We start from the raw sequence: 14688 nt of genomic DNA on the forward strand, positions 1-14688 counted from the left end.
GCGTGCATGTCAACGGAGACAGCAACACCCGTGAGCACCCCGCGTCGACCACCTCGGTCCGACGAATCGCACAAGCGCGGGCAGGCGCGCTGGGCGATCTGGCTGATCCTGCCCACCATGGCCCTTCTGGCGGTGGTGATCGGCTACCCGATCGTCAGCGCCATCGTGATGTCGTTCCAGAAGGATGCCGGCCTCGACCCCGCAACGGGCATGTTCGTCCAGGGCGGCTTCGCGGGCTTCCAGAACTACACGCACTGGCTGTTCCAGCAGTGCTCGTCCCCGACCGGAACGGTGGCCTGTCCGCCGGGAAGCCTGGGCGCCCAGTTCTGGAACGCGGTCGGCGTGACGTTCTTCTTCACCGTCGTGACCGTGATCCTGGAGACGCTGTTCGGGCTCTGGATGGCCATCATCATGAACCGCGCGTTCCACGGACGCGGTATCGTGCGCGCGGCCATCCTCATCCCGTGGGCCATCCCCACGGCGGTCACCGCGAAGCTCTGGTACTTCGTGTTCTCTGCGGCGGGCATCGCGAACGCTCTCATCGGACAACGAGTGCTGTGGGTGAGCGGCGAATGGTCGTCGAGGTGGGCGATCATCATCGCGGACACCTGGAAGACCACGCCCTTCATGGCGCTGCTCATCCTCGCTGGGCTGCAGCTCATCCCTGAGGAGCTCTACGAGGCCGCGAAGGTCGACGGCACCACGACCATTCAGAGGTTCTGGCGCGTCACGCTGCCTCTGCTGAAACCGGCGCTCATGGTCGCGGTGCTGTTCCGCATCCTCGACGCGCTGCGCATCTACGACCTGCCAGCCATCCTCACCGGAGGCGGCGGTGGCAGCGGCAACGCGACGACGACGCTGTCGATCCTCGTGGTGCAACAGATCAGACAGGGTCCGAACAGCGCATCGGCGCTGTCGACGATCACGTTCATCATCATCTTCCTGGTCGCCTTCATCTTCGTGCGGTTCCTCGGCGCGAACGTCGTGCGAACACAGGAGTCCCAGCAGAAGGGCACGCTATGAGCACCATCGCGGGTCCGGCCACGGCAACGACCGAAGGAAGCGCGCTCCGCGGCAGCGGCACCAGGACTGCGAACCGCACGGGGCGGCGCAGACGGCGCAACCAGAGCATCCGCACCGGGATCAGCGCGATCATCATCGTCGTCTGGTGCGTCGCACCGTTCTACTGGATGATCGTCACCTCGTTCCGAGACGTGGGCTACACGTTCGACAACTCGTTCTGGTTCACGCACTTCACCTTCGACAACTACGTGACGGCGCTTTCCACGAACCTGGGCAACCATCTTGGTCTCGCCCTGCTGAACAGCCTCATCATCGGCGGCGTCACCACGATCGTCTGCCTCCTGTTCGGCATCTTCGCCGCCTACGCGCTCGCTCGACTCGATTTCCGCATGAAGGGGATCGTGATGGGCATCATCCTCGGCGCGTCGATGTTCCCCGGTGTCGCCCTGCTGACGCCGCTGTTCCAGCTCTTCACCAACTGGGGCTGGATCGGCACGTATCAGGCGCTGATCCTGCCGGACATCTCCTTCGCGCTGCCGCTCACGGTCTACACGCTCACGTCGTTCTTCCGTGAGATGCCGTGGGATCTCGAAGAAGCCGCCCGCATCGACGGCTGCACCTCGGCGCAGGCGTTCCGCAAGATCATCCTGCCGCTGGCGGCGCCGGCGGTGTTCACGACGGCGATCCTCGCGTTCATCGCCAGCTGGAACGAGTATCTGATCGCCAGCCAGCTGACGACGGACGCCACGCAGACCGTCACCGTCGCGATCGCAGGCTTCACCGGCAGCCAGCCGCACCAGGAGCCGTACACCGCAGTGATGGCCGCCGGCGTGGTCGTGACCATCCCGCTCGTCATCCTGGTGCTGATCTTCCAGCGCCGCATCGTCGCCGGCCTCACGGCCGGTGGCGTGAAGGGGTGATCCGGCATGCGCATCCGCATACTGAACAATGAGTCGCAGCGGGATCCGCGCGAGACCCTCGACGTCTTCGTCGGCATCGTCGCATTCTTCACGTTCGCCTTCTTCGTCATCGCGGCCATTGCGGAGGTGACCGGCCAGGATGCCCTGGGCTGGGCGCTCACGTTGCTCGCGTTCGTCGTGCTCCTGGCGCTGCTCCTTGCAGCCCGCCATCGCGTGACGACGAGGATGCGTGCGCGGCCGGCGCGCCTGGAACGGCCGGGCGCCGCGCCTGAGAAGACGGACGTCATCCGCCCGTAGGGCAGCAGCGTCATGACCGGTATCGACGACGTCGCACGAGCGTGCGGCGTGTCCACGGCGACCGTCTCGCGGGCGCTGCGCGGGCTGCCCAATGTGTCGGATGCCACCCGCGCCGCGGTGCGCCGGGCCGCCGACGACCTCGGATACGTCGCATCGTCGAGCGCGTCGGGACTGGCATCCGGTCGCACCCTTGCGATGGGCGCCGTCGTGCCCTCCGTGAGCCGCTGGTTCTACACGGCCGTGCTGGAGGGTCTGGACAGCGAGCTGCGCGCGGCGAGCTACGACCTCATCCTATTCAACCTCGGCGGTAGGGGCACGGATCGATCGAGGGTGTTCCACCGCTCCATCCTGCGCAAGCGCACGGATGCCCTCGTCGCGTTGTGCCTGGACTTCAGCGCCGAGGAGCGTCGCCAGCTGGCGTCGACGGGGCATCCGACGGTCGTGATCGGCGGACCGGTGCGAGGCCTCAGACACATCGGGATCGACGACCTCGGTGTCGCGTCAGCCGCCACCCAGCACCTCATCGATCTCGGCCACACCGACATCGCGCACCTCGGCGGCGAGGACGAGGCGGGCCTGAACCACCATGTGCCGGCTGCGCGACGCGCCGGTTGGGAACGGACCCTCGATGCCGCCGGACTCCCCGTGCGCGCCGACCGCTTCCTGCCGGGCCGCTTCGACGCGGAGACGAGCAGGCGAGCCGTCGACGAGTTGCTGGATCTCGGCGGCGATCGGCCCACCGCCATCTTCGCGGGCAGCGACGAGATGGCGATGGGCGCGATGCTCTCGCTCTGGTCGCACGGGCTGCGGGTCCCGCAGGACATGTCGGTGGTGGGCATCGACGGACACCGGCTCGGCGAAGCGTTCGGGCTGACCACGTTCGAGCAGGATCCGTTCGAGCAGGGCGCGGCTGCCGCGCGGATGCTGCTGGCCGAGCTGGCCGGCCGACGCACGAGGGCGCGCTCGACGCGGCATCCGGTGCGCTTCGTCGAGCGCGGGAGCACGGCACCGCCTGCCGTCGATTCGTGAGCGATGGGCTCGCTGGACAGCATCACTGCTGTCGGTGGCGGCTGGCACGCTGAATGCATGTCTGCCACGCTGCTGCAACCGGATGGGCTCGTGAAGAGCCCCGCATTCAGTCACGTCGCGATCGTTCCGCCTGGGGCCGCCACCGTCTACCTGGGCGGCCAGAACGGAGTGGACGGGGCCGGTGCCCTCGTCTCTGCCGAAATCGGACAGCAGGCCGCGAGAGCCCTCGCCAACGCCGAGGTCGCCCTGGCCGCTGCCGGGGCGTCACTGGACGACGTGATCCAATGGCTCATCCTGTTCCAGGAGGGCGCCGATCTGAACGCCGCCTACGGCGCCATCGCCCCGAAACTCGCTCGCGACGGCGCCCCGCCGCTCGTCACCGGTGCTCGTGTGGCAGGACTGGGCGTGCCCGGCGCGCTCATCGAGATCAGTGCGGTCGCGGCGATCCAGCCGCGGGCATCCGTCTGACGCAGCGCGCCGCCGGCCTCACGCGGCGGTGCAAGTGAACGTGCGAATGCACAGATGCACCCACCGCCTCGCAGTAGCTACGAACCCCAGCTGTGCCGCCGGACCTGGACCCGCGGAGCACTGACTGCCCGCGTCGGGTTCCACCTGCTCTGTCGCGCATGCCCTTTCCGGTTCTAGAGTGAGCGGACTCCGACCGGCGGACGACCGGTCGGACGACCAGGAGGACGCATGCCGGAAGCCCCGTCCCCGAATGAGGCGGCCAGCGCGCCGACATCGACGTTGGATGGATGGATTCGGCATCCCTTCACCGGCGGCGGCCTCACGTACGACTGCTTCGAGAAGGGCTCCGGAGCCGGCGTGGTGCTGATCCCGGAGGCTCCGGGCATCACGCCGGAGGTCCTGGGGCTTGCGGACCACCTCGTAGGTGAGGGGTTCACCGTCGTCATCCCGTCCCCGTTCGGAGAGCCGGGGCGAGAGCCCACCATCGGATACACGATGCGCACCGTCGTCCGTTTGTGCGTCTCGGCCGAGATGCGGGCTTTCGCTCGGAACGCGCATCGACCCATCACGGATTTCCTGCGCGCCGTCGCCGCCGACCTCGCGACCCGCACGCCGGGGCGCGGTGTCGGCGTCATCGGCATGTGCTTCACTGGCGGGTTCGCCCTCGCGACGGCCACCGACGATGCCGTGCTCGCCCCGGTGCTCGCCGAACCGGCCGTCCCGTTCCCGGTCAGCGCGCAGCGCCGGGCCGATGCCGGCGTCGGCCCCGACGAGCTCGAGCGCGTGGCCGCCCGGGCCCGCGACGACGGTCTCTGCGTGCTCGGACTGCGCTTCAGCCGGGATGTGTCGGCGCCCGTCGCCCGATTCGCGACGCTCAGAGAGCGCCTCGGCGACGCCTTCGAGGTGATCGAGCTGGACTCCTCCCCCGGCAACCCTGACGGTTACTCCGGCCGCGCTCACTCCGTGCTCACCACCGAGGTACGCGAAACGCCGCCGAACAGCGCATTCGCTGCCCGGCGGCGTGTCGTCGAGTTCCTGCGAGAGCGGATCGTCTGAGCCGACCGCTCACAAGGAGCCGCTTGCGGTATCCGATCAGGCCGCGTCGCCCAGTCCGATGGCCTCGGCCTCGGCCTGTGCGCTCTCGATCATCCCGTCGGCGCGGCGCAAGGCACGGCGACCGAAGACGATGACGATGGCGGCGATCACGAGCACGAGCGTTCCGAAGAAGAACGGCACTGCTGCACCGAATGCGCCGCCAAGGGCTGCTGCGATCGGAGGCGCGACCGCACCGCCGATGAATCGCACACCGGAGTAGGCCGACGAGGCCACGGGACGCGGCAGGTCGGTCGCCTCCATCGAGCACTCCGTGAGCACCGTGTTGAGGATGCCGAGGAAGATGCCGCCGATGATCACGAACACGATGATCGCGACGATGGACTTCACGAACAGCCCGACCATCAGCAGGTCGATGGCGAGCAGCGGAATGACCGTGATGAGCACCGTGGTGCGGCGCATCCTGTTGGTCAGTGCCGGCGCGATCCAGACGGACGAGATCGCGAGGGCGATGCCCCAGCCGGTGAAGATGAGACCGAGCGGGATTGCTGCGTCGAGTCCGAGATCCGCCAGCGCGAACGGCGTGTAGGCCAGCAGCACGAAGAAGCCCATGTTGTAGAACAGCGCGGCAGAGGCCATCACGCGCAGGCCCGGCTTGGCCAGCCCACGGAACGGCGCCGTGAGCTTGGTGGGTGTCAGCTTCGCCTCGCCCTTGCTGCGCAGCATGGTCATGATCGCGATGAAGCCGACGGCCATCAGCGTGGCCGTGCCGAAGAACGGGCCGCGCCACGACACGTTGCCGAGCAGGCCGCCGACGAGCGGGCCGAGCGCCATGCCCAGTCCCAGCGCCGCCTCGTACAGGATGATGGCCTGCGATGCGCCGCCCGACGCTGCACCGACGATGGCGGCCAGCGCCGTGGAGATGAACAGGGCGTTGCCGAGTCCCCAGCCGGCGCGGAATCCGATGATCTCCCACACGGATCCGCTGGAACCGGCGAGTGCCGCGAAGACGACGATGACGGCCAGGCCGATGAGCAACGTCTTCTTGGTGCCGATGCGGGTCGACAGCCAGCTCGTGAAGAACATGGCGACACCGGTGATGAGCAGGTAGGTCGTGAAGAGCAGCTCGGTCTGCGCCGACGTGGCCTTCAGGCTGTTCGCGATCGCAGGGAGGATCGGGTCGACCAGGCCGATGCCCATGAACGAGACGACGCAGGCGAATGCGACGGCCCACACGGCGATGGGCTGGTTCAGGATGCCTGCCCCGCCGGAGTGCCCCGCGGGCGCGTTGTGCGCTGCGCCGTGGTTCGGGAGGGAGATGGAATTGGTATCGGGTGCTGTGTCTGTCTGCGTCATCGAGATCAGTCGTTCGTCTTTCGCGTCAGGGTTTCCGGGGAGGCATAGGCCTTGGTGATGCGGGGCTGCACGAGCTCGACAGCACGCTGGATGGTGCGACGCTCCTCGTCGTCGAGATCCTCGAAGAGCGGGAGCAACGCGGTCGCCATGTTGTTGCGCCATTCGGAGAGCTGGATGATGCCCTTGGCGGAGATGCCGATCTGCCACGCCCTGGCGTCGTCGGCATCCGCGATGCGCTTCACCCACTCGCGCTCGACGAGGCCCGCGACGATCTTGGTCATGGTCGGCTGAGCGACCTGGCTCACGGCAGCGAGTTCGCCGAGGCGCATCGGCCCCGACGTCTGCAGTGCGGCGAGCGTGCGCCACGTTGCGGGGCCTTCCGGCCCTCCGGAGAGGCGGTGGGCGAGGCGCGTGATCCGGCCGGAGAGCTGCGCCAGGTCACTGATCAGGAACCGCAGTTCGGCCTCGGACCCCGTCTCGTCCCGCAGGGGAAGAGAGATCGGTTCGGTAAGCATGTAACCATTATATATAGCCAGGCTATATAAACGCAAGTGGCCCGTTCCCCTGCTCACCGTTCGTCGGCCTGCGCCGAAAACAGGACTGATCGCGCTCTCGCGCCGAAAACAGGCCGAATTCGCCTGTTTTCGAGCGGATGGCCTGATTTCGGGCGGATGTCGTGTTTTCGAGCCGGATGTCGTATTTTCGAGCCGGATGTCCTGTTGTCGAGCGGATGTCCTGTTGTCGAGGTGCCCTGCTCCGACCCGGGAGTCGACACAGGCGCACGACCAGACACGACGAAGGGCGCCACCCCTGACGGGATGACGCCCTTGCGACATGGTTCCGCAAGATGCGGAACTGTTCCGTCAGGCGAATGCCCTCGGGAACGGATGCCCCAACCGGGGCGGTTACTACTTGAGCGTGACGGTCGCGCCGGCCTCTTCGAGGGACGCCTTCGCCTTCTCGGCGGTCTCCTTGTTCGCGCCCTCGAGCACGGCCTTCGGAGCACCGTCGACGACGGCCTTCGCCTCACCGAGGCCGAGGGAGGTCAGCTCGCGCACGACCTTGATGACCTGGATCTTCTTCTCACCGGCAGCCTCGAGGATGACGTCGAAGGAATCCTTCTCCTCAACCTCTTCGGCAGCGGCACCGGCGCCACCGGCGGCCGGGGCGGCAACGGCGACGGGCGCAGCAGCGGTGACCTCGAAGGTCTCCTCGAACGCCTTGACGAACTCCGACAGCTCGATGAGCGTCAGACCCTTGAACTGCTCGAGCAGCTCCTCGGTGGACAGCTTTGCAGCCATTTTCTTCTCCTTGGTTTCTTGTCGTTACTCACCGCGGCGAGCATCCCGAACCCCGATAGGGGGAACGGATGCCTACGCTGCGGACTCCTGCTTCTCACGCAGCGCGTCGACCGTGCGAACGGCCTTCGACAGCGGTGCGTTGAACAGATATGCGGCTCCGAACAGCGAGGCCTTGAAGGCACCGGCCAGCTTGGCCAGCAGCACCTCACGGGACTCGAGGTCGGCGAGCTTGCCTACCTCTTCGGCGGAAAGGGCGGCACCGTCGAAGTACCCTCCCTTGACCACGAGAAGAGGGTTCGCCTTGGCGAAGTCACGAAGACCCTTCGCGACGTTCACGGGGTCACCGTGCACGAAGGCGATCGCGGACGGTCCGGCGAGTTCATCGTCGAAAGCCGTGATGCCGGCGTTGTTCGCCGCGATCTTGGTCAGCGTGTTCTTCACCACGGCGTAGGTCGCGTCTGCACTGATAGACCTGCGAAGCTCCTTGAGCTGCGCAACAGACAGACCGCGGTACTCGGTCAGCAGAACGGCAGTCGAGCTCTTGAACTTGTCCTCGAGCTCGGCAACCGCGGCTTCCTTGTTCGCCATGGCCACTCCTCTTACATACGAGACGCGCGGCGGATGCCCCGCGTCGCCCAGGACTCGGTACGGAAATCAAAAAAACGCTCCTCGCACAGGCGCGGAGCGTGTCGGATTCGGTTCGCAAACCGGAATCGTCTCGTTCTTCACCTGCGCGGGCCGTCCCGATGAGCGATGCACCTGAGTGCTTCGCTCCCGAGAACCTTCGTTCGTCATGCACGCACGACGAAGACCGGCGGTCTTGGGCTCCGTCAATGGTACGCGACGGTTCGCGGATGCTCAAATCGGCACCGCTCCGACACCTCACACGGGTCCGCGCGCACCGCGCAGTGCGTGAGGGGACCTACTGGCCAGCTGGGAATAGTTGACCAACTGCATTAGTTGACGAATGTGAAGCAATTATCTATAGTTGACATTCATCAACGGATCTCGGGCGCAGCGTCGAGCCACAGCCATCCGCTTCGCCACCCGTCCACACATCCATCGTTTGGAGTTCTCCTCTATGTCGCACGCCGCAACGAAGGCCGAGCCGGAGGCATCCGCTTCCGGATCGCCCAAGATGTCGCCGCGGCAGGTGCTCGAGGCGCTCTCCGGCCTGTTGCTCGGCATGTTCGTGTCGATCCTCGCCGGTACCGTCGTCTCCACCTCGCTGCCGAAGATCGTCTCCGACCTCAAGGGCGATCAGACCGCCTACACCTGGGTCGTCGTCGCCACCCTTCTGGCCACCACCGTCACCACGCCCATCTGGGGCAAGCTGTCCGACCTGTTCAACCGCAAGCTGCTGATCCAGCTCTCGCTCGCCATCTTCGTGATCGGTTCCGCGCTGGCCGGGTTCTCGCAGGATCCGTCGATGCTGATCGGCTTCCGCGTCGTGCAGGGTGTCGGCGCCGGCGGTCTCACCGCCCTCAGCCAGGTCATCATGGCCGACATCATCAGCCCGCGTGAGCGCGGCAAGTACATGGGCATATTCGGGGCCATCATGGCCATCGGCACCGTCGGCGGACCACTGCTCGGCGGCCTGCTCACCGACTCGATCGGATGGCGCTGGAACTTCTTCGTCGGCGTCCCGTTCGCGGTGCTCGCCATCATCCTGCTGCAGGTCACGCTCCGTCTGCCCAAGCGGCCGAAGCGGAAGGTGTCGATCGACTACCTCGGTGCGGTGCTGATCGCCGCGGGCGTATCGATCCTGCTGATCTGGGTTTCGCTCGCCGGCCAGAAGGGTCAGTTCGAGTGGGCGTCCGCCACCAGCTTCTGGATGGTCGCCGGAGCAGCGCTCGCGCTGATCCTCGCCGTCATCGTCGAGCTGAAGGCGAAGGAGCCGGTCATCCCGCTTCGTCTCTTCAAGAACCGCACCTTCACGTTCGCGGTGATCGCGAGCATCTCCGTCGGTGTCGCGATGTTCGGCACCTCGGTGTTCCTCGGTCAGTACATGCAGCTGGCCCGTGGCGCCACCCCGACGCAGTCCGGTCTGCTGACTCTGCCGATGATGGCGGGCATCCTGCTGTCGTCGATCGTGGTCGGCCAGATCATCAGCCGTACCGGCAAGTGGAAGGCCTTCATGGTGGTGGGCAGCGTGCTCCTCATCGCCGGCCTGTTCCTGATGGGAACCATCACCTACGACACGAACTACGTGCTCCTGTCGATCTACATGTTCGTGCTCGGCGCCGGCGTCGGAATGGTCATGCAGAACCTGGTGCTGATCGTGCAGAACGTCGTCGCGCCGAGCGAGATGGGTGCGGCGAGCGCGGGTGTGACATTCTTCCGCAGCCTCGGCGGCACAGCGGGCGTCTCGGTGCTGGGCTCCGTGCTGGGCACGCAGGTCGCGAACCACATCAGCGACAGCGGTCCGGACCTCACCAAGGCGATCATGGACCTCGGTCCCGCCGGTGCACCGATCGCCAAGTCGCTGCAGGCCGGCACCATCCCGGCCGTGTCGTCGCTGCCCGACAGCGTGCGGGTGATCGTCGAGTCCGCCTACGGACAGTCCGTGGCGTTCGTCTTCCTGATCGCGGCGCCGCTCGCGATCATCACCCTCATCGCGGTGTGCCTGCTGCCCAACAAGCGGCTCGGCACCAAGACCGCCATCGAGCGCCAGCACGACGAGGATGCAGCCTCTCTCGACAGCGAAGGCGCGATCGCCCTCGCCGCGGCGGAGGTCATCGACGACGCGGAGGCGCTGATCGGAGGTGAGCCGCTGGAGGTGGCGGAGTCCCTCGCGGATGCCGACCACGAGGATGACTCGCGACGGCGTGCGGCGCAGGCGGCGGGCATCCGCCGCGCAGGGGTGGAGGAGAGCGCGTCGCTATGATGCCGACCATGACCGAGAGCGACCGCGCCGCAGGCGGCGACGCCCGTGACCGTGGCGCCTCGGACCTCGACGATGCGATCGCCTCGGTCGAGCGCGAGTTCGGCTCGCTGTTCGTCAAGCTCCGCACCCGGATGCGTGCCCAGGCTCTCGAAGTCGACCCCCAGCTGCCGCCGTTCGGCTACATCATGCTCGGTGCGCTCGCGCGCTCCGGTCCGATGCACGCCGGCGCTCTCGCCGAGGAGTTGTACGCGGACAAGAGCCTGGTGAGCAGACAGGCAAGCCAGCTCGAGCAGCTCGGTCTGCTGCGACGGGAGCAGGATCCGGTCGACCGCCGGGCGACCTATTTCGCCGCCACCGATGAGGCACGACGCCGGCTGGAAGCGATCGCGAACCGCAACCGCGCCGAGATGCGCAGCGGGCTCGCGGACTGGGACGTGAGCGACCTGCACCTGTTCGCCCAGTTGATGCACCGGCTCAACGAGCTCTGAGCCGGCGCTTGTCGTCCGTGCCGGATCGGCGGGGACGAGGCGAGCCGAGAACCGGCGATGCGCCGTGAGAAGCGACACCTTCTCACGGCGCATCGTTCATTTCCGGCGCCAGGCCCGGACTCAGACGTGGTCGCGCCAGGAATGCTGCGGGTCGTAGCCGAGCAGGCGTCGCGCCTTGTCGACGGACAGCATGGTGTCGTGCTCGCCGAGCTCGCGCGCGATCTCGACGTTCGGGAACTCCGCGGCGGCGAGTTCGGCGTTCGTCCGGTCCGAGACCGTGTCGGCCGCGGCGATGATGAACGCCTCGAAGCCGGTGAGATCCGACTCCACCGCCTTGAGGATGGCCTGGCCGCCGTCGCGCGCGTCGATGTATCCGAAGGCGTTCCAGCGCCGGTTCGAGGTGTCGACGTCGTATCCGGGGAAGGCGGCGTAGTCATCCGGATCCATCACGTTGGAGAACCGGAGGCCGATGATCTTCAGCTGCGGATCCCACCGGATGAACTGCTTCGCCATCGTCTCTTCGAGGTGCTTGACGAGCGAATACGTCGACTCAGGGCGTCCCGGGTACTCCTCGTCGATCGGCAGGTAGGGCGGATCGATGTCGAACGGAAGACCGAGCACCGTCTCGCTCGACGCGTAGACGATGTTGCGGATGCCGAGCGTCCGGGCCGCCTGGAACACGTGATACGTGCTCAGGATGTTGTTCTCGAACGTGGCGACGTCGCTGCGGATGCCCGGCGCCGGGATGGCTCCGAGGTGGACGATGGCGTCGTATCCGGGCTGGCGCGCACCGTCGCGAACGCCGGCGAGGGCGTCCACCACCTGCCCGTAGTCCTTCAGGTCGACCTGCAGGAAGCCGGGACCACGACTGCCCGCCACATCGAAGTTGGTGACATCGTGCCCCGCTTCACGAAGCACGCGAACGGCCGTACGGCCGAGCTTTCCAGAACCGCCGGTGAGTGCAATGCGCATGCCGCCCAGTCTTCCACCGCGGGACCGTGCGATGTCGGGACCGGTACGGACGCCATGCGAGTCCTGAATGACGAGGTGTCGACTCGCCGCCGGCTCAGGGAGCGACTGAGCCGCGCTCGGTGAACTCGGAGACCTCGTCGCTCGCTCCCGCCGCCGACCGATCGGTCGCCCGCGACTCGATCTCCGGTACCTCGACCTCCGGTACCTCGGCCTCCGACACCTCCGTTTCGGGCCCATTGGCTTCCGGCACGTCGACCTGCGGCTTCTCGGCCTCCGGTCCTTCGGCCTCTGACACCTCGCCCTCCGACACCTCGTCCTCCGGCACATCGATCTCGGGCGCTTCGTCGGTCACCGGCGTCGACTCGTCAAGCGGCAGCCGCACCGTGAAGCACGTGCGCCCCGGCTCGCTGTCGACCTCGACGGATCCGCCCTGCGCGACGGCGACCGCCCGCACGATGGCCAGCCCCAGGCCGGTCGACCCGGTGTGCCTCGACCTGGATGAGTCCCCGCGCGCGAACCGCTCGAAGAGCGTCGGCTGCAGGTCGTCGGGGATGCCGGGGCCGTCGTCCGTCACGGTCACGACCGCCTGCGGGATGCCGCTGCCGTCGTCCGGCGTGCGGTCCACGCTGAGCTCGGTCGCGACGTTCGTGCCCTCCGGCGTGTGCACGCGGGCGTTCGTCAGCAGGTTGGCGATCACCTCGTAGAGGCGCGGTCCGTCGCCGAGCACGGTGACCGGCTCGGACGGAAGGTCCATGCTCCAGCGGTGGTCGCGTCCCGCGGCGTGGGCATCCGAGACGGCGTCGATCACCAGACGCGACAGGTCAACGGGCTCGTGATCCAGTTCGCGGCCTTCGTCGAGACGGGCGAGCAGCAGCAGGTCTTCGACGAGCGCCGTCATCCGCTCGGCCTCCGACTCGATCCGCCCCAGGGAGTGCACAGCGTCCTCCGGCAGCGGCTCCGGCGCCCGACGGGTGAGTTCGGCGTAACCGCGGATGGACGCGAGCGGAGTGCGAAGTTCGTGCGAGGCATCCGCCACGAACTGCCGCACCTTGTTCTCGCTGGCCTGCCTGGCCGTCAGAGCGGACGCCACGTGCCCGAGCATGTTGTTGAACGCGGCCCCCAGCCGCCCCACCTCGGTGTGCTCGTCCGTGTCCGCCTCAGGCACTCGCACAGCGAGCGCGACGTCGCCCTTGTCCAGCTCGAGTCGCGAAACGGCCGTGGCCGTCGCGGCGACCCTGCCCAGCGGTCGCAACGCGACGAAAACGATCAGGAGGCCGAGACCACCCGCTATCGCGATTCCGACCACCGTGACCAGCAAGATGATCGTCAGCAGCCGCGTCGTCGCCGCGTTCACGTCCGCCAGCGGGAGCCCGACCACCAGCGCCCCGGAATTCGGCAGCTGTACGGACACCATGCGATAGTCGCCGAGAGTGCCGCCGAGGTCGACATCGGTGTACGTGCCATCGGCGGGAAGCGCCGCGATCCTCGCGTTCGCGTCCGGCGACGCCGACTGCTGAGTGGCCCTCGGATCCCGGCTGAGGTAGACGGAGTACGTCGTTCCATCGTTCGTCACCACGGCCACCACTGTGCCTGCGCTGAGCCCCGGGGCGGTCGCCGCGGCGCCGGCGAGCTGCTTGCCCGACACACCGCCCGGCTGATTGACGGCCTGGAGCGCGACGAAATAGCCGCGCCGAGCGGCCTGGTCCAGCTGCTCGTCGAGCTTGTTCACCTGATAGTCGCGGAAGAAGAGCGCTCCGACGAGGCTGATCACCACACCGAGCACGGCGACCAGTGAAACGACCGCGATGACGAGCTTGGTGCGCAACGTCACGCGACGCCACGGCATCACGAACGACCGGCGCCACCACGCGGCGCGCGGTGCGTCACCCCCACCGCCGTCGCCCGGCCCCCTGGCACTCCCCGTGCTCACTCTCATCTCACTTCCGCGCCGGCCGTGGTCGGCGTCGCGCTACTCCGTGGCCTTGATCATGTAGCCAGCACCGCGGACCGTGTGGATCATCGCGGGGCGACCTGCGTCGATCTTCTTGCGCAGGTACGAGATGTAGAGCTCGACGACGCTGGAGGTGCCGCCGAAGTCATAGCTCCACACACGGTCCAGGATCTGCGCCTTCGACAGCACGCGCCGCGGGTTGCGCATGAGGTAGCGCAGCAGCTCGAACTCCGTCGCCGTGAGCGAGATCGCCTCCCCGCCGCGCGTCACCTCGTAGGAATCCTCGTCGAGCACGAGGTCGCCGACGACGATTCGCGGATCCTGCGTGTCCGCGATGAGCGCACGGGAGCGGCGCAGCAGCGAGCGCAGCCGCGCCACGAGCTCCTCCAGGCTGAACGGCTTCGTGACGTAGTCGTCGCCGCCTGCGGTCAGTCCAGCGATGCGGTCGTCGAGCGAGTCCTTCGCCGTGAGGAACAGCACAGGGGTCTCGCCGCCGGAGTCGCGCATCCGTCCCATCACCTGGAGTCCGTCGATGTCGGGCAGCATGATGTCGAGCACGACCGCATCCGGGTTGAACTCGCGCGCTGCCGTCAGAGCCTGCTGACCGGTCGCAGCCGTACGCACTTCCCAGCCTTCGTAGCGGAGCGCCATCTGGAGGAGGTCGGTGAGGGTGCGCTCGTCGTCGACGACGAGGATGCGGATGGGCGAGCCGTCCGCGTGGTGGAGGGGCGCCGGCGCTGGCCGGAGTTGGCCGCGCTCGGCGGCGGTTGCAGGGCTGGACATGTTTTCCATTATCGAAAGCTCGGTCCAAGACCGCTGTGGCCGACTTATGCGAATTCTGAGAGCCTGCCATCCGGCTCTCATGCGCGCCGAATCACTAACCAATCCCACAACTTCGGCATAGCTCCACCACAAAGCGAATGCCTAGGGTTCCTCCTGACCC

General features: G+C 67.3%; 15 protein-coding genes. 8 read left to right on the forward strand and 7 right to left on the reverse strand.

Annotated features, from left to right (window positions below; all coding sequences use genetic code 11):
• Nucleotides 1-6 precede the first annotated feature (6 nt).
• The 6 genes from HII28_RS18775 to HII28_RS18800 all read left to right on the forward strand — a co-directional run bounded on the left by HII28_RS18775 (nucleotide 7) and on the right by HII28_RS18800 (nucleotide 4793).
• A complete protein-coding gene (locus HII28_RS18775; protein ID WP_170027390.1) occupies nucleotides 7-1023 on the forward strand; it encodes a sugar ABC transporter permease in 1017 nt (338 codons plus the stop codon).
• Nucleotides 1020-1943, forward strand: coding sequence for a carbohydrate ABC transporter permease (locus HII28_RS18780; RefSeq protein WP_170027391.1), 924 nt, complete (start codon nucleotides 1020-1022; stop codon nucleotides 1941-1943). Before HII28_RS18775 ends, HII28_RS18780 begins: the two co-directional genes overlap by 4 nt.
• A gap of 6 nt (nucleotides 1944-1949) precedes the next feature.
• A complete protein-coding gene (locus HII28_RS18785) occupies nucleotides 1950-2240 on the forward strand; it encodes a hypothetical protein (protein ID WP_170027392.1) in 291 nt (96 codons plus the stop codon).
• Between the two features lie 12 nt (nucleotides 2241-2252).
• Nucleotides 2253-3269 carry a LacI family DNA-binding transcriptional regulator gene (locus HII28_RS18790; RefSeq protein ID WP_170027393.1) on the forward strand — a complete coding sequence of 339 codons (1017 nt, stop codon included), beginning with the start codon at nucleotides 2253-2255 and terminating at the stop codon, nucleotides 3267-3269.
• A 57-nt stretch (nucleotides 3270-3326) separates the two neighbouring features.
• The gene (locus HII28_RS18795; protein WP_170027394.1) at nucleotides 3327-3737 is read left to right on the forward strand and encodes a RidA family protein; all 411 of its coding nucleotides are present in this window, start codon (nucleotides 3327-3329) and stop codon (nucleotides 3735-3737) included.
• 228 nt (nucleotides 3738-3965) lie between these two features.
• On the forward strand, nucleotides 3966-4793 hold the full coding sequence (locus HII28_RS18800) for a dienelactone hydrolase family protein (protein WP_170027395.1): 828 nt from the start codon (nucleotides 3966-3968) through the stop codon (nucleotides 4791-4793).
• A gap of 36 nt (nucleotides 4794-4829) precedes the next feature.
• Here the strand turns inward: HII28_RS18800 and HII28_RS18805 are convergent, their stop codons facing one another.
• From HII28_RS18805 to rplJ, 4 genes are all read right to left on the reverse strand, one after another.
• Nucleotides 4830-6146 (reverse strand): MFS transporter, encoded by a 1317-nt coding sequence (locus HII28_RS18805; protein ID WP_170027396.1) that lies wholly within the window; start codon nucleotides 6144-6146, stop codon nucleotides 4830-4832.
• A gap of 5 nt (nucleotides 6147-6151) precedes the next feature.
• The gene (locus HII28_RS18810) at nucleotides 6152-6661 is read right to left on the reverse strand and encodes a MarR family transcriptional regulator (protein ID WP_170027397.1); all 510 of its coding nucleotides are present in this window, start codon (nucleotides 6659-6661) and stop codon (nucleotides 6152-6154) included.
• A gap of 393 nt (nucleotides 6662-7054) precedes the next feature.
• Nucleotides 7055-7447: a 50S ribosomal protein L7/L12 gene (gene rplL, locus HII28_RS18815; RefSeq protein WP_240978393.1), complete on the reverse strand. Its 393-nt coding sequence runs from the start codon at nucleotides 7445-7447 to the stop codon at nucleotides 7055-7057.
• A gap of 72 nt (nucleotides 7448-7519) precedes the next feature.
• Nucleotides 7520-8035 (reverse strand): 50S ribosomal protein L10, encoded by a 516-nt coding sequence (gene rplJ / locus HII28_RS18820; protein WP_170027398.1) that lies wholly within the window; start codon nucleotides 8033-8035, stop codon nucleotides 7520-7522.
• A gap of 550 nt (nucleotides 8036-8585) precedes the next feature.
• Between rplJ and HII28_RS18825 the strand changes: the two genes are divergently transcribed.
• Nucleotides 8586-10334, forward strand: coding sequence for an MDR family MFS transporter (locus HII28_RS18825; protein WP_170027517.1), 1749 nt, complete (start codon nucleotides 8586-8588; stop codon nucleotides 10332-10334).
• Between the two features lie 8 nt (nucleotides 10335-10342).
• Nucleotides 10343-10822, forward strand: a complete 480-nt coding sequence (locus HII28_RS18830) for a MarR family transcriptional regulator (RefSeq protein WP_170027399.1) — start codon at nucleotides 10343-10345, stop codon at nucleotides 10820-10822.
• Between the two features lie 120 nt (nucleotides 10823-10942).
• On the opposite strand, the gene HII28_RS18835 is transcribed toward HII28_RS18830, so the two are convergent.
• The 3 genes from HII28_RS18835 to HII28_RS18845 form a co-directional block, all read right to left on the reverse strand.
• A complete protein-coding gene (locus tag HII28_RS18835) occupies nucleotides 10943-11794 on the reverse strand; it encodes an NAD(P)-dependent oxidoreductase (RefSeq protein WP_170027400.1) in 852 nt (283 codons plus the stop codon).
• A 94-nt stretch (nucleotides 11795-11888) separates the two neighbouring features.
• A complete protein-coding gene (locus tag HII28_RS18840) occupies nucleotides 11889-13724 on the reverse strand; it encodes a HAMP domain-containing sensor histidine kinase (protein WP_346769414.1) in 1836 nt (611 codons plus the stop codon).
• 39 nt (nucleotides 13725-13763) lie between these two features.
• On the reverse strand, nucleotides 13764-14528 hold the full coding sequence (locus tag HII28_RS18845; RefSeq protein ID WP_170027401.1) for a response regulator transcription factor: 765 nt from the start codon (nucleotides 14526-14528) through the stop codon (nucleotides 13764-13766).
• Nucleotides 14529-14688 lie beyond the last annotated feature (160 nt).

This window comes from Planctomonas sp. JC2975, from assembly GCF_012985205.1.
In the GTDB taxonomy this organism is placed as follows: domain Bacteria; phylum Actinomycetota; class Actinomycetes; order Actinomycetales; family Microbacteriaceae; genus Humibacter.

Coding starts and splice junctions, on each gene's coding strand:
- HII28_RS18810 (WP_170027397.1), bottom strand. CDS start 6,661: ATGCTTACCGAACCGATCTCTCTTCCCCTGCGGGACGAGACGGGGTCC.
- HII28_RS18835 (WP_170027400.1), bottom strand. CDS start 11,794: ATGCGCATTGCACTCACCGGCGGTTCTGGAAAGCTCGGCCGTACGGCC.
- HII28_RS18780 (WP_170027391.1), top strand. CDS start 1,020: ATGAGCACCATCGCGGGTCCGGCCACGGCAACGACCGAAGGAAGCGCG.
- HII28_RS18805 (WP_170027396.1), bottom strand. CDS start 6,146: ATGACGCAGACAGACACAGCACCCGATACCAATTCCATCTCCCTCCCG.
- HII28_RS18795 (WP_170027394.1), top strand. CDS start 3,327: ATGTCTGCCACGCTGCTGCAACCGGATGGGCTCGTGAAGAGCCCCGCA.
- HII28_RS18800 (WP_170027395.1), top strand. CDS start 3,966: ATGCCGGAAGCCCCGTCCCCGAATGAGGCGGCCAGCGCGCCGACATCG.
- rplL (WP_240978393.1), bottom strand. CDS start 7,447: ATGGCTGCAAAGCTGTCCACCGAGGAGCTGCTCGAGCAGTTCAAGGGT.
- HII28_RS18825 (WP_170027517.1), top strand. CDS start 8,586: ATGTCGCCGCGGCAGGTGCTCGAGGCGCTCTCCGGCCTGTTGCTCGGC.
- HII28_RS18845 (WP_170027401.1), bottom strand. CDS start 14,528: ATGTCCAGCCCTGCAACCGCCGCCGAGCGCGGCCAACTCCGGCCAGCG.
- HII28_RS18785 (WP_170027392.1), top strand. CDS start 1,950: ATGCGCATCCGCATACTGAACAATGAGTCGCAGCGGGATCCGCGCGAG.
- HII28_RS18830 (WP_170027399.1), top strand. CDS start 10,343: ATGACCGAGAGCGACCGCGCCGCAGGCGGCGACGCCCGTGACCGTGGC.
- HII28_RS18790 (WP_170027393.1), top strand. CDS start 2,253: ATGACCGGTATCGACGACGTCGCACGAGCGTGCGGCGTGTCCACGGCG.
- HII28_RS18775 (WP_170027390.1), top strand. CDS start 7: ATGTCAACGGAGACAGCAACACCCGTGAGCACCCCGCGTCGACCACCT.
- rplJ (WP_170027398.1), bottom strand. CDS start 8,035: ATGGCGAACAAGGAAGCCGCGGTTGCCGAGCTCGAGGACAAGTTCAAG.